This window comes from Variovorax sp. LjRoot175, from assembly GCF_964253805.1.
In the GTDB taxonomy this organism is placed as follows: Bacteria; Pseudomonadota; Gammaproteobacteria; order Burkholderiales; family Burkholderiaceae_C; genus Variovorax.
The window spans coordinates 1-13,900 of the sequence record NZ_CAXURY020000004.1; the positions used below are offsets into that span (position 1 = coordinate 1).

Sequence of the window (13,900 nt, forward strand, 5' to 3'; positions counted from 1 at the left end):
CTAAGCCATGGAAGCTGTGACATGCCTTCCTCCTGCTGTATCGAAGGAGGCCACATCGTGCGCTCGCCTCGAAAGCCATGTCAAGGCATCGTGCTGCGTGGGCGCGCGTGGAGCCGACGGCGTGCCCTCTGCGGAAACCGGGTGGCAATGGCCGGTCTCGAATGTCAAGCGGGCGTTCGACTCGAAATTCGCTAACAGCAGCAATGGGCCCACTCCTGCCGGTCAGCGGATGTTGATGGTGCCGGAAAGCAGACGCTCGATGGCGAACAGGGTGCCGAGCAGGTCGGCAGCCGGCCCGCTTGCCATCTCCGCGATTTACCTGGCCGTGGTCCCGCGAGCGCACCATGTCCATCGGACCCTTCATACTGGTTAATACTGTTATGGATGCAAAACTTCGACGGAGAGGGCTTAGGGCAGCTAGGGGCTAAACATTCGTGCAATATGCTATCGCGAACTTCCCTCGTAGCGGGCGCTACCGGTTCGTGAAACGAGTCCCGATTGGAGGACATGGTTTTGGAGGGTGGAACGAGTGGCGTTTGGCCCACAGGTTTCTAGGAATCGAAACTGCACGTGCGAATCTGCGAATAGCGGATTGCGGCCTCGTGCTTCCTGGAGACCCAACATGGGCAAGCTGTCGTTTTGGAAGTTCGCGGGCATCGTCGAGGTGGTCCTCGTCATGCTAGAAAGTTACTTCCCTCATTCCCTGCCCCTCGCGGGTAGTCACATCGCCCAACTTGGCCTTCTCTTCGGGGGCGCCTTTGTTTTGGCCGAGCTGGCGTCGATGTTCGACGACGCGCCATGAATGGCGCGGGAGCGCGCACGATCAACCGGACCGATGCCGGCCGGTGCTGCGCAACGATCCCCGGCTTAGTTTGAAACTCGCCCCCCTGTGACTGAGGGAGGCCGGGCCGGGGCCGTCTTTTGCTGCCCGCTGTGCGACCCCAGGAGAAGAGGGTTAAGCGGAGGGCGCTGGCGCTTGCTCCGCGCCTGCTGCGGGACGCCTCCGCTCCGGCGCTCAAGCGATAAACCGCATCACCTTGGCGTGTTCAACCTGGTCGCTACCGAAGATCTGACTCAACGGTCGACGCGAGGCGCCGATTACCGCAGCCTGGAAGATCCCTTCGAGCTCGCTGGGCGATGCGCCGATGGCAAAGGGCTTTCGGGTCGGGTTGACCTGCCACGCGATGTCGGCGCCGGCGGGGTCGACGATGAACAGCTTGAGGCCACTTTCCCTCACGGACCGGAAGATGGTTTCGTTGATGTGCGCATCTCGAAAACTGTAGCCAATGACCATCAAGCGTGACTCTGGCTCCTGCATCAGGTAGCGCTCAAACTCCTGCTGGTACCACATCAGAAGCGGGAACAGCTTCATATCCTCGACTTTGTTGGCGCCCATGATCATGAGCGGCCCGCCGTTTCTCTCGGTCCAGTTGGAAGATCCGTGCAGCTTGAAATACGGTTGTGTCTGGCTGTCCACCTGGAATATCGCGGGGTCCGGGACGCAGTCGTACTTGGCAAAGGAACTCAGGTGGACGCGCGCTTGGCTCGGCGTCGGGCGCACGCCTGGTGGCGTACACCCACCACTCCACCGATTGCCACTAAATGACGCAGCGCCTTCGGGCAGGTAGTGGTGCTCGAGAAGCAGGTCCTGGTTGAGCGTGAAGATCGCGTCAAAGCGAGCGAGCGCACTGCTAACCATCCGCGGCTGCGCCAGTTGGAATTCGAATCGGTCGAGGCTGAAAAAGCCCGCGTTCATGTCGTCGAACATGCGGCCAATCGCGGCCTGGATCGCTTCCAGGTTCGGCTGCTCTTTCCTATTGTCCCGCATCCAAGCCCGGCGGATCTCGGCGAGGACCTCCTCAAAGCCACCTGCGTCCCTGGACTTCCATAGCAGATGAGTCACCTCGCGGTTGTCGACGATCTCCGGACAGCCCAGAAGATACTCAAATGCCTCGCTGGCCAGCCAGCCGCCCCAATTGCGGCTGAAGCCGGCGCCCAGGAGGAGAAGTTTTTTCATACGGCGAGTGCATCAGGGGAGCCTCGGGCCGTCAAGTGCTCCGGAGAATTCGAAACTACTGGATGCCTGCCTGTCCATGCGTCATGGCCCAGCGCAGGTCGGCTGCGAACAGCCGGAACGGGCCCAGAGCCGCTGTTCCCATTTCTAGGAAGCTGACGTTCAACCCCGTCGTGCACCAGCATGCGGGGTCGGTCCGTCGGCTCACCACCAGCTGGCAGGTGGAGGCGTGCGGCACCTTTGCTCTGGCGAAGTTGGGTGCAAGTGGTCGCCAAACGCATGGCCCCGCAGTGCCAGCAGCGGCGGGCCGAAGTTCCGAGTAGGCCTCCCCCGACCATCTTTATTCTTTTCGACGCACTTTATTCTTCCCCCATGAAGGCTTGGAATAAAGACCGTCGATGCACCGTCCATGAAGTCGTTTCAGAGCAACCACATCTCGGTTGGACACTTCAGCGGAAAGTTCGTCGAATACTGCGCAAGGTGAGCGCGGGAGTTTCAGAGAGGCGGTCGAAGACGTGCTCAGCGCGCATCGCATCGCCGCTCAACTTGTAGATGGCCGTGTATCGGTATTGCGTCCTGTCATTGAGCAGCGCTAACGCAGGCGAATCCCATGGGTGTCAAGAATGCAGCGAACCGCCGCTGTTTGCGCAGGCAGTTCAATCTCAGGCATTGGGGGGCCGAGGCTAGGTGATGTGAGCGGGCCTTGCGGGGGCGTCGACCGGGATTTTGTTGACGACTCCCAAAGCCTGTGACGCAGCGGACGAGTTTCCCCGGTTGGTTGGGGCGATTGAAGGTCGAGGCGCCGAGCGCTGCGTCCAACGGGTATATGTGAGTCCCGCGCAGATCAAGTCCAAGTCTCGTCGTCTAACGCTCCGAAGAGACGGGCGCCTTGGGGCCTTTGCGGAACGCGTTAACGACTAGGCCAAGCAGCACCAGATCGCCGGCAGCTAGGGCGCCATCGCCAAGTTGCTCCCCGCGATACCGTCGTGCAGGTCGTCTACATGAGTACTACCAATGGCTTCATCGCGATCGGGTGCTCGTGGGCGCCGCTGCCGGCAAGCAGGTCCGCTGCGAGAAGCCTCTGACTCGCAATCTGTCGAGCTTGACTGACACGCACCCGCTGTTTCACGTGCAAAACTTGTTTACTTCTTCGACGACTTTGGAGGCCTCATGGAGTTACCTATCTACCTCAGCGGGGGATTCCTGGTCCTGGGCGTCGGTTGGGTGCTCGCAGCTCTCGGAGAGCCGGCGCCAGTTCTCAACCAGCTCACGGAAGGTGTGAAACGATCCGCCGAGTTGATCGATGCCATCTACCGCACGCCATTGCGTTGAAATGAAGTTGCCTGATCTCGGATCTATGACGGACTTCACGATGGCATTTCAGCCCATCGTGGATGTGGCGCGCAGGGAAATTTTTGCGCACGAGGCGCTGGTGCGTGGAACTCAGGGTGAAGGTGCGGCGGCGGTTTTCGCACGCATCGAACCTGAAGAGCGCTTCGCCTTTGATCAGGCCTGTCGCGCCAAGGCGATCGAACAGGCCGCCATGCTCGGTATGCAGTCGAAGCTCAGTCTCAACGTGCTCCCCAGAGACGTATGCGGCCACGAGGAGTGCTTCAGAAGCGCCATGGTGGTTGCCGAGCGCTGCAATTTTCCAGTTGATCGATTGATCTTTGAGATTACGGAAGCCGAGCGCACCGAAGATATTCCTCGTCTGGTCTCGGTTTTCCAAACCTACAAGCAGTACGGATTCACCTCGGCCATCGACGACTTCGGCGCCGGTTTTGCGGGCTTCGAACTCTTTGCGGGCTTCCAGCCCGACATCATCAAGATCGACATGCACTTGGTCCGCAACATTCACACCGATCGTGTCCGTCGGGCCATCGTGAAGGGTTTTGTCGCCATCTGTGAGGAACTCGATATGAAGGTGATTGCCGAAGGCGTGGAAGCGCCTGAGGAAGTTCATGTGCTGCGGGAACTGGGGATCGTTTTGTTCCAAGGCTATTTCTTCGCAAGGCCCACTGTCGGGGCATTGCCGGCGGTGGAGTGGTAGACGCAAATAGCGCGATCGGGTCACGCACCTCATCAGGACAGGGATGGTGACGTTGCTCGTCATTCGATACTTCGGAAGGTGGACAGCAACCTGGCAAGCGAAGCCCGCACAAGGCGCGAGATGTATTGCGCAGAAATGACGAGGAGAGCATTCGCCGCGCAGAACCGGTTCATCAGTGAAAGGGCGAAAGAGAAGAGAAGTGTCAACGCACGCTTCGACGAAGAGCGCGCCCGTCTCGCCCCGCTTTGGGCCCGAGGCTCAAGGCCTTATGAAAACCGCCAGCTGGCAGTCGCGAAGGCGCATTCTTTCGGTGATGGAATTCGAGACAAAACAGTCGACGCCGTCTTGTGCCGGCGTGTCAACTTGAAAGTAGGCCATTCTGCCGGGCGAAGTGAAGCGCCTGGGTGCGGCTCTTCACACCCATTCTTCGGAATAGCCTCCACATGTGCACCTTGACGGTGTGCTCGCTGATGTCGAGCTCTTCCCCGATCTCCCGGTTCGTCAAGCCGCGTTCCAGCATCACGATGAGCTGGGTTTGACGCTTGGACAACTTGGTACTGGCCTCGTGGTCTTCTGCCGCTGCATTGGATGCAGCGCCAAATTCCGAGGTCGGGTCAGCCAACAGAAGTCCGCGCAGCGCGGCGGCGAGTTCAGTCGACCCTGCTGCCTTTTCGATGTAGATGTCGGCACCGGCCTCGATGCAGGCCTCCTCGAAATCGCTCGAGGGCGACGCTGAGTACACGGCCAGCGGGACACGCGGAAAATGCGCTCTCACCGCGTTCACTCCCGTACATCCTTTGGTATCTGGAAGATTGAGATCCAGGCAGATCATGTCGGGAGCACCGCTTTCTGCGACAGCGGGCACAAGCTTGTCGAGGCGATCCAGCTCCACGATATTTTCCCCAGGGCGCAACCTTCGCAAGACCATGGTGATGGCGTCTCGCATCATCGGATGGTCGTCGACTACGTAGATGTTCATTCCGTTCAGTCTACGCCGCGTTGCCCTAACGTGCTGCCTAGGCGGCCAGACGTACTTGCGAAACCGGTTGCGAAGCCGCCAATGAAGTACAGGGACTCGGCTCGCCAACCGCTATGGCCTAGAAACGATGAACTGCTGTCCGTTCGGCGATGCTGGAACCGTCAGCGCCGTCTGCCCAACCTGGCTGAATCGGTACTCACGACCTTCAATGAAGATCGATTTCGTGTCGCTCCAGATGCGGTATTCGCTCCCGCCCTTCACAGGAGTCAACTGCAAAACCCGAAATACTGAAGGAATAGCCGCCGTGATCTTGAGGCTGGTCGACGCACGGTGATCCGTCGCGGATGACTCTGCGACGCAAATCAGAGGCAGGAGGAGCCACCGGCGCGTTGTGCGGCGCCGTCGGCATTCCCTAGTAAGTCACCGTCACTGTGATCGTGTCGCTGTAGCTGCCGGCAGGCACGTTCTGCGAGGCGGGCACGTGGCCATAGACGGTTTGCGATTGGGCGCTGCCCGTGCCGGTGCCCGTCGCGGTATCCGTTCCGATGGTGCTGCCCCAAGCGAGGTTGTGGCTGCTGTCGCGGAAAAGCTGGTAGCTGACGTAGTTGCCAGTGCCGCCCAGCCGCATGCGGCGCGTGCCGCCATCGTGGTTCTGGCCGTTGTCCAGTCCGAGGTTCCAGGCGGTGCGGTTGCGGCAGATCATGGTGACACTGGAGGTGTTGTCCTGCGCGCTGGTGATCGGGCCGGCATGACTGCCGAAGCTCAGGTCGGTCGCGGATGAGAACTGACAGCTCGCCGGAACGGTGGAGGTGACTTCGAAGCCGAACGTGCTGGTGGTGCCCGCTGTGCCGCCGGTGGTGCACGACACGGGATACGTGGCCGCTCCTGTGGTCGACGTGTTGTACTGGAAGGCCAGGTCCGTGTTGTTGCCGAAATAGCTGTCGGTATAGATGCCTGCCGCAACGCTCACTTGCGGCGGAATGCGGCCATACAGGGTGTAGGCCTGGGTGCTGCTTCCTCCCGTGGAGATCGGCACTGCGTAGTCCAGGTCCACCTGCAGGGGTTCGTTGGCCGGCGCCGAGCCCAGGCTGCTGCCCCAGATGGTGCTGTAGGCAGGGTTCTGGTACATCTGGAAATTCAGCGTGTCGCTGGTTGCGTTGAGCATGGCCCGGGGATCGGCGGCCTTGCCGATGCCCAGACACATCCTCACCTTGGCGTTGCCCGACTGAGGCAAGGCGCTTGTCGTACACGTGACGGACAAGCTGGCGGTCGCGGCGGTGTAGCCGGTGACATCGATGCTTCCAAAGACGAGACTGCTCATGGTGGCGCTGCAGGTGGTCGCGGCCCATGCCTGGGGCGCGAACAATAGCCCGCCGATCAGCCACAGCGCAAACAGGGCGGCGGTGCGCAGCCGGATCATGGTGTCGTCTCCACCGTGCAGGTCAGCGGCCCGATGCGCGGAATGGTGTCTGTCGCTGCCGGATAGTCGAAACGGACGTGGCACGCGCGGCCTTCGGGGGACTGAACGAGCAGGTGGTTGTGCATTTGCAATGTGTCCAGATAGACCTCGCCATCGTAGCCAACGATCGCTTCCGCGCCCGTGCCTTCTGCATCTTGCGCGCGACTGGCCAGGGCCAGCGGCTGGCCGTTGGCGTCGTGCAGCACGATGACCGCAGCGTGCACCGGACTGATGGCGAAGCGAACGACGGTGCCCGCGCGGTCGCTGGGCGTGGCGTTCTGGTCCACCTGGCTCACGCGCACATTGGCGGGCAAGTCCATCGGGTCGATGGACAACTTGTTGCGCTGCCAGGCGTTCAGGCGTGTGAGGAGCAGCATCCCACGATCGTCGGTCGATCCGATGACACGGTTTTCAAGCTTGACGGGGACGCCCGCAACGCCATCGGTGCTGACCACGGCAAATGCGCCGTTCACGTCGCGACCCGCGAACATGTTGCCATTCATCAACACCAGCGAGCCGCTGGCATTGCCATAGCCGTACGTGTTGCCGCTGGAGTTCGCGATGCCGAGGTTGGCTCGCCCGTAGCGCCCCAGCCAGCCGGCTTCGGCTTGCGCGCCGCGATCGCCACCGTCGTCGCGCAGTTGCGTGCGCCAGCCCCAACCGCCATCGCTCGGCACGGGGCTGGAAACATCCACGCCGACACTGGTGCGGCCCTGATTGCGCTGCACGGAGGTGCTGGCGGTCACGCGCGCTTCGAGGCTGTAGCTCAGGCCGAAGAACAAGCCGAGGTCCTTGCGGCCGGTCAGGCTGCGATTGAGCGAGGCGTTCAGCAGGAGCCGGTTGCCGAACTGGCGCGACCAGGAGAGGCCCGCGTAGCGAGCGTCGTCCCCACGCGGATAGGCCAGCCGAACATAGCTCACGCCCAGGCTGCCCATCCACGGCACGTTGAAGCCTGCGCTGGCGCGGTCACTCACACGCGCCGGGTTCTGCCCATAGGTGGATGCGATGTCGCGGTACTCGCCGCGTGTACGCTGGGTATTCAGGTCGAAAAAAAGGTTCGCCCGATTCCAGCGGTAGCCCAGCGCCCATTGGGTTCCGTGTTTGCCTTGCGCCGCACCGTAGGCTGCCGAGGCGCTGATCACGCCGGCCGTGCCGAGCAGCCACAGGCCGCCCAGGCCGCCGTTGCGAACATCGGTGCTTCCTTCGGCGTGGGCTTCCAGCGTAAAGCGGTCGCTGATGCCTCGGCGCAAGCTCGCGCTTACAACAGGGGTACCGTCGTAGGAAAAGGACCTTTGTCCGTACTGAAGGCGCACGGCACCCATCGACGCCGACCAGTCGGTGAGCCCTGCGGAGAGCAGCTGCTGGGTGTTATAGAAGGGCAGCGTCATCATGCTGCTGCGCCCGAAAGCGTCGGTGATGACGATCTGCGCATTGCCCGCGCCGCTGATGCCCGGGTTGCTGCGCAATTGGAATGGACCGGTCGGCACCTGGCCGCTGTACTGCTTGAGTCCGTTGACGTAGAGCTCGACCGTCGACGGCACCGTGACTTCGCCGAAGAAGGCTGGCTGAGGCGTGGTCGTGCGATAGGGTTGCAGGCCGAAGTCGCTGCCGATCCTCACGCCGCCCAGGCGCACCGAACGCGTCCAGCCCAGGCTGCCGGTGACGCTGTCGCCCACCTGGAGCGTCAGCATGCTTTCCGGCCACGAGGCCTGCCACGTGGTGTCCAGCCGCACCGACTCGCCGTGCCAGCCATCATTGGGGGTGCCTCCCCCGTTGCTCAGAAGACGCGTGATCATGGTGTTGCTCACGAGGCCTGGGCCAAGTCCGAACAGACGCGTTTCGTGGGCCGCGCTCAACTGGCTGCCGTCGCGGCCGTGCGCAGCATAGAGGTCATAGTTGAACAGCAGGCCCGGCGCGGTGGGACTGAGGGGCAGCGTCGTGGTGCGTGCGCTCTCGAGACGGGTGGTCGCCAGCGACAGAAGGGCCAGCGGCGCATCCAGGTCGATCTGTTGCAGCCGACTGTCGAACCGGACCTTCAGACCCGGCAGTTCGGCCAGCGCCAGCATCTGCTCGCCGGGCTGGTCCGCCAGCGCGAATCCCAACTGCCGCAGATCGGCCGCGCGGGCGAACAGCGCGCCGCCGCGAGAGATGAAGGGCAGCAGCTTGCCGGTGGGCGTCTGGTTGAGCGTGACCTGAAGGTAGAGCTCGGTGCCAGCGGCGGGCTCGGTCGCGACTGCGAGTGGCTGTGCCTGTGCACATGGCTCGCCCAGAAGCATCAGGGCCGCGAGCAGGGGCGCCGCCCCTCGAAAGGGCGGGCCGGTATGGCGGTTCAGCGTGGGACACCGGATGTCGTCGCGGCGGGGTCGCGCGACAGCAAGGTGCGTTCGGTAAATTCGCCATTGACGCGGGCTTTGAACACCCCGCTGGCGGACGCGCTCGGATGCAGCGTGACCGGCAGATTCCAGCGCCTGCGCTGGCCCGGCAACACGTAGCCGGCGAGTCCGGCGCGTACCGTTTGGCGCTCGCCCGCGGCATCGACAAGCACCAGATCTTCAATCTGGGCATGTGCAGGGCCATCGTTTGCGACTTCCAGTTGGGTCTGTTCGCCTGTTCGCACCAATCGAATCTGCAAGTCAGGCTGGAGCGCGGTCTCAGCCGGACCCACCGCTCCCGGCGCCCGGGGCGTTGCCGGCAGCAAGAACACGGGCAGCGAATAGCGCAGCACGAATTGCAGTCCGGAATGCTTGGTGGCGCGGCCATCAGCGGCGGCGGACCCCTCAGCAGGCGCCGAAGCCGGAACCGGGAGTTCGTCGACGATCAAGCGATAGCTGGCTTCGGCCCCCATTGGCGGCGGGCCGAGGCGAATGACTCGCACCAGTTGCCTCTCGCCGGCGGGCACCTGCAGCATGGGCGGGCTGACCGTGAGATCGCGCGTGGGCTCGAGCCGATCCTCGCCGTCTACTTGCGTCCAACGGTAGACGCGCACTTGCGCATGCAGGGGTTGGCTGCCCGTGTTGCTCAGCCAGAGACCATCAGCGTTCTGGCGTGCCTGCAGCGTGAGCGAGGTGGGTACGACCTGCAGGCTGGCGCCGTTGGCCGGCGAAGTCAGGGTTGCCAGGGCCAGCAGCACCGCTGCGGCAGCGCCCCAGGCGCCCCTCGACTTGTGCTGGCGCCGTGACAGATGGGCGATCAATAGGTGACCGTGGCGGTGATGATGTCGCTGTAGGCGTCCGCAGTGAAGTTGGTGCCGGAGACCGAGCCGTAGACGTTGACCGTCTGGACCACGCCGGTGCCGGTGCCGCCTACTGTGGTGGTGCCAACGGTGTTGCCCCAGTTGGTGGTGCGTCCGCTTTCACGGTACAGCGCGTAGGGCACCTCATCCGTGTTCGCGCCGGTGCCCTTCATCGTGCGTGCGGTCACGGTCGCCAAGGTGCCACTGCCGGCGCTCAGCCCGATGTCGTAAGTCGTGCCCTTGGTGCAGTTAACTTTAAGGCTGCCGGCGCCGGTTGCGCTGCCGGCCGTGGATTGCACCGAGCCGAAATTCACGTCGGTTCCGCCCGTTTCGAAGTTGCAGGCCTTCGTCACGGTCATTTGGACGTTGAAGGTGGTGGTTGGCGTATCGGCCCACGACGGCACAGAAGCTGCAGAAGCCGCAACGATCGCAAGAACAAGAAGGGAGCGTTTAAACATGAACATGATTTTCAGACGTAATGAGAGAGAGTTTTCGAGTCAACACAGAGGAGGTGGCAGCTGCCGAGTCTTCTTCGTGCACGGCTGAATAGTGAGGCTTGCAGAATTAATATGGGGGAATTGGTGGACAAAGATATTGCATTCGTTAAGTAGAGCCGTGCGTGCATCGAGTTGCGGCTGCGTCGGACGACCGTTGAGTGGGTGGACTGGGCTGCGTGTGTCGAGCGCCACGAGCGAGACCACACGACGTTCATTCCGAAATGGCTTTGGGACTTGGCCTTTGGTTCGCAAAGACGTGAACCTTTGACGTAGGACAGAACCCCAAACTCGGGCCGATTGACTTTGGCTCTGCGCTCTCAGATATAACAATGCGTCCGGGAATCTGATCAATACCCAGCTTCTGGGAGATCGCCATTGAACGGGTGAAGGATGGACGAAATTAGTACTGAAGAAGATTTGATTCAGGCTGCAATCGCAGCGGTCGAGAGGGCAAGGGCGTACATCGTGGGCGGGCGCGAACACGTTCCGTCCTTCAGCCCGACCGATCTGGGTGCACTGACGCCTGCCGCCCAGGATGAAGCGCTGCGCGTCGAGGCGAAAGCCCATCGGGCGCGCCCCGAATGGGCAGCTATCCAGTGCTGCCTGACCTCATCGAGTCAACTGCTCGAGGTCAGCCGCTCGCTGCTTCAACGGCCCGCCCCTCGCTCGCTGCCGGAGCAGATGGGCGATCGCAAAAAACTGGTGAATGAGGTCAAGGTGGCAGGCCGTACGGTCTACCGTGCGGCGCTCATACTGTCCGGCACGGACTGAGGCGCAAGATGCAATCGAAGTCCACGCCATTCGTTGACGCCGTCACCAGCTTCTAGGGCAAAGCGATTCGACGCAACGCACGGGTTCGCAGGCGTTCGGCAGAGGGAAACCATGAGCACCGAGAGGCTGTCTGATCTAAGGCTAAGGGCCTACCTCCAACTGGTGGTGATGGGTGCACCTGACAATTTTCCGAAGTCAGGGCCGTTCACCGGCAATGCCGCACTGGACTTGGAGCATGCGTTCCGGGACCTTCGGGAAGGGGCTCGGCACTTTGAAGCCGAATATGGTGCTGAGCGCCTGGACATCGTCGACGCCCTGCTGGTGGCAGCTCATGAGTGCTACGCGGCCGGAGAGAAGAGCAAGGGCGTGCAGCTCTTGCGAGACGTCATTGAGATCCTGTTCCCAAATCGTTTCGCGGAGGAGGAAGTGCCGAAGGGGACGTGAGAAGGTGCTCTGTTCGCTGCATGGTGGCGCTTGCGCCCTCCATTCCTTACAACCCTGCACGGGCAATCTGTGGATGGCCAGGTAAGAACGGACAGCGGTTCACCGGCGGCGCGCACTCGGGGAGACCGCCGGTTCAAGACGCTGGTAGACGGGAGTGCAGGCGGGCGAAGATTGCGGCCAGAAGCAGCGGAATTCCGTGTGGTTTGCCACTTGGAGTTGTGAGTTTCGCGGCGCAAGATGAGCTCATGTACAAATCTCTCGCTCTGCTCCTGAGTCCCCTGATCACCGTGGGTCTGGTGTACGGGTTCGGCATTGCCGCTGTGATTGTGTGCTTCGTCCTCGCGCTAGGGACGTTGATTTACTCGACTGGAGAGAGCAACAACCAGATGGCGAGAGAACGGGAACAAGGCCCATCCTTCGCAGGGACGACGCTTGCGGGCAGTCTTTGAGCTCGGGGTCGTCGAGGTGGCGCCAACGCAACCGCCGAGGGAGACACGCGCCCGGAACGGGCGAGTGCAGAGACCGTCCTTAGCCGCGCCTGATCTCCACCGATTCGTCTACAGGTGGGGTCTCGCGGCCCATCAGCACCAGGCTTGCGTGATGCGCCGCTTCGCTCGCTGCTTCAGCGCCGTTGGCAAGCGCCATCAACTTTCGCGCGCCGTCGCGATGGGACAAGTTGAGGTCTTCGTCCATGAGCGCCAGCGTCACCTCAAGGGCAGCGTGCGCCGCAGTGAGGCACATATAGATCGATGCCCGTGTACGGTTGAACAGGGCAGTGTCGTCACGAACCCGCAATTCCGCCTCCTGTTTCATCGGCGGAAGGCCAGCCAAATCAGTCGGGGCGAAGTACGGAACGGGGTTCTTGCTAAGCGCCCGATTTGCGAGGACCGCTTCGATCGCGGCGCGGGCATCGTCGATCGTTTTTGGTTCATCTGAAAGCATCTCGATGCTCCGAAAAAGTGGTTGACGAACGCGATGACGAACAGTCTGCCCCCTCGCTCGCATACACGGTATTGTCCTCGCTGGCCGAGCGAAAGCGGCGGCCTCCTACACCCACGACGTAGGGCGCGCGGAGCATGAAGCCGCACAGTGCATCTTTGACGTAGACGGCGCACTGCGTGAGCGACGGAACACCAGACCCCATCCCATGAGGTCCAAATGAGAACCTTCATCTGCGGATTGCTTCTCCTGCCTCTGATTTGCATCGCGGAGTCAACGTCGACGGCGAACAGCGCGACGGCCAGCCTTGGATTCCGGGTGATCGTTCCTGTCGAATACCGTGTCCTACAGGTGACGCGCGTGAGGGATGGATACGAATACCGCATCTGGACCAACGCGAAATCGGTCGTCATTAATGGTCGTGAGTACCGGTTCGGCCGGGTCGGGGAGACGAGGCTGACGGTCCCGGAATCGCCGAATGAGTTGTTCATCGTTCACGGGCTATAGCAGCCTACGAACGGAGGGCCGGGCCGCGAGGCGAAGCCGGAATGCGTTGTGGGCCGTCGACTACACGGCCCCGTCATTCAGGAAAACGAAAGGCTTCTTCGGCGTCGAGGCATTCTCGTTCACTGCCAACGAATAGACGTCCGAACCAACCCCTGCGCCGTCGTCTCTTCGCATGATCGTAGCGACCTTGAAGGAATTCTCTTGCCTCCGCAAGGCTGGCCAAAAGGCGCAAAGTACCTCGAGGAGAATTGGTCGTTTGTCCTCGGAAGGCGTGCGTGTGGCAACTATCCTACTGGCGATGTCGCCACCGGCTCACTGACGCGGGCACGCGAGGGGGATAGTTTGCGCAAACTGACGCGAACGCGCGGCGCCTCCACGGCTTCCCTGCCAGGGCCGAGGCATTAGCGAGATGGGACTGGAATGGGACAAGCTCTGACCGATCGGGAAACCGTGGCTGGCGTTCTTGCCCTGCTGGTGCGTGAGCGTTGCGCAACAGCCAGTGGCCGCAAGACTTCGCGCACAGGGCTGCAATCCAGCATTCCAGTGAGCGAGCGCCCTTCCGTGCGACGCGGCCTCGATGCCCTTGTCGAGCGAGGCATTTTGGCGATGAACGGCGAGGACATTGGGTTCACATCGAAGGGGAAAGTGTTCCTTGCCCACGTTCAACGCGCGAACGACATGGCCCCTACGAATTACGAGCAGGACGAAAGCGATCCAGCGGTGCTGGCGCACTTTTTGACGTTGATCGAAGACGACCCGCGCTTCGAGCCGGGGAGACCCTTGGACGAGGTTCGAATGCTGCCAGCGAGGATTGACGGTTTTCGTAAGGCCCGTAACTCACGCCTTGGTAAGAAATGGCTCGTGCTCGGCGGCTTGGCCGCTGCCGTGGCCGCGTTCACGGTAATGCGATAGCCTAGATGCGGCAGCCGTTGTGATCGTCGGCAACGATGAAAAACCCACGGTCGCGATTATCTCCTTGGGATGTTGGGTCCCGATAGACCTTGAAGG

Annotated in this window: 14 protein-coding genes; 7 read left to right on the forward strand and 7 right to left on the reverse strand. The window is 61.9% G+C overall.

Annotated features, from left to right (window positions below):
• The first annotated feature begins 622 nt into the window (after positions 1–622).
• On the forward strand, positions 623–802 hold the full coding sequence (locus ACSQ89_RS40910; protein ID WP_436297859.1) for a hypothetical protein: 180 nt from the start codon (positions 623–625) through the stop codon (positions 800–802).
• A 213-nt stretch (positions 803–1,015) separates the two neighbouring features.
• On the opposite strand, the gene ACSQ89_RS40915 is transcribed toward ACSQ89_RS40910, so the two are convergent.
• Positions 1,016–2,017, reverse strand: coding sequence for an SIR2 family protein (locus ACSQ89_RS40915; RefSeq protein ID WP_436297860.1), 1,002 nt, complete (start codon positions 2,015–2,017; stop codon positions 1,016–1,018).
• Positions 2,018–3,184: 1,167 nt separating this feature from the next.
• On the opposite strand from ACSQ89_RS40915, the gene ACSQ89_RS40920 reads away from it, so the two are divergent.
• Both ACSQ89_RS40920 and ACSQ89_RS40925 read left to right on the forward strand, forming a co-directional pair.
• The gene (locus ACSQ89_RS40920; RefSeq protein ID WP_436297861.1) at positions 3,185–3,346 is read left to right on the forward strand and encodes a hypothetical protein; all 162 of its coding nucleotides are present in this window, start codon (positions 3,185–3,187) and stop codon (positions 3,344–3,346) included.
• Between the two features lie 25 nt (positions 3,347–3,371).
• On the forward strand, positions 3,372–4,064 hold the full coding sequence (locus ACSQ89_RS40925) for an EAL domain-containing protein (protein ID WP_436297862.1): 693 nt from the start codon (positions 3,372–3,374) through the stop codon (positions 4,062–4,064).
• Between the two features lie 358 nt (positions 4,065–4,422).
• Here ACSQ89_RS40925 and ACSQ89_RS40930 read toward each other — a convergent pair whose 3' ends face one another.
• From ACSQ89_RS40930 to ACSQ89_RS40950, 5 genes are all read right to left on the reverse strand, one after another.
• Entirely contained in the window at positions 4,423–5,043 is a 621-nt protein-coding gene (locus ACSQ89_RS40930) for a response regulator transcription factor (protein WP_436297863.1), read from the reverse strand.
• Between the two features lie 412 nt (positions 5,044–5,455).
• Positions 5,456–6,463 (reverse strand): Csu type fimbrial protein, encoded by a 1,008-nt coding sequence (locus ACSQ89_RS40935; protein ID WP_436297864.1) that lies wholly within the window; start codon positions 6,461–6,463, stop codon positions 5,456–5,458.
• A complete protein-coding gene (locus ACSQ89_RS40940) occupies positions 6,460–8,778 on the reverse strand; it encodes a fimbria/pilus outer membrane usher protein (protein WP_436297865.1) in 2,319 nt (772 codons plus the stop codon). Before ACSQ89_RS40940 ends, ACSQ89_RS40935 begins: the two co-directional genes overlap by 4 nt.
• Before the next feature lie 53 nt (positions 8,779–8,831).
• On the reverse strand, positions 8,832–9,695 hold the full coding sequence (locus ACSQ89_RS40945) for a fimbrial biogenesis chaperone (RefSeq protein WP_436297866.1): 864 nt from the start codon (positions 9,693–9,695) through the stop codon (positions 8,832–8,834).
• Positions 9,692–10,192 (reverse strand): Csu type fimbrial protein, encoded by a 501-nt coding sequence (locus tag ACSQ89_RS40950; protein WP_436297868.1) that lies wholly within the window; start codon positions 10,190–10,192, stop codon positions 9,692–9,694. Before ACSQ89_RS40950 ends, ACSQ89_RS40945 begins: the two co-directional genes overlap by 4 nt.
• Before the next feature lie 429 nt (positions 10,193–10,621).
• Here ACSQ89_RS40950 and ACSQ89_RS40955 point away from each other — a divergent pair, with 429 nt between their 5' ends.
• Positions 10,622–11,002: a hypothetical protein gene (locus ACSQ89_RS40955; RefSeq protein ID WP_436291875.1), complete on the forward strand. Its 381-nt coding sequence runs from the start codon at positions 10,622–10,624 to the stop codon at positions 11,000–11,002.
• Between the two features lie 111 nt (positions 11,003–11,113).
• Positions 11,114–11,446, forward strand: a complete 333-nt coding sequence (locus tag ACSQ89_RS40960) for a hypothetical protein (protein ID WP_436297869.1) — start codon at positions 11,114–11,116, stop codon at positions 11,444–11,446.
• A 528-nt stretch (positions 11,447–11,974) separates the two neighbouring features.
• On the opposite strand, the gene ACSQ89_RS40965 is transcribed toward ACSQ89_RS40960, so the two are convergent.
• Complete coding sequence (locus tag ACSQ89_RS40965) at positions 11,975–12,388, reverse strand: hypothetical protein (RefSeq protein ID WP_436291873.1); 414 nt, start codon at positions 12,386–12,388, stop codon at positions 11,975–11,977.
• A gap of 216 nt (positions 12,389–12,604) precedes the next feature.
• Between ACSQ89_RS40965 and ACSQ89_RS40970 the strand changes: the two genes are divergently transcribed.
• Together ACSQ89_RS40970 and ACSQ89_RS40975 are read left to right on the forward strand one after the other, a co-directional pair.
• Positions 12,605–12,892 carry a hypothetical protein gene (locus ACSQ89_RS40970; RefSeq protein WP_436291872.1) on the forward strand — a complete coding sequence of 96 codons (288 nt, stop codon included), beginning with the start codon at positions 12,605–12,607 and terminating at the stop codon, positions 12,890–12,892.
• A 420-nt stretch (positions 12,893–13,312) separates the two neighbouring features.
• Positions 13,313–13,804 carry a hypothetical protein gene (locus ACSQ89_RS40975; protein WP_436297870.1) on the forward strand — a complete coding sequence of 164 codons (492 nt, stop codon included), beginning with the start codon at positions 13,313–13,315 and terminating at the stop codon, positions 13,802–13,804.
• Positions 13,805–13,900 lie beyond the last annotated feature (96 nt).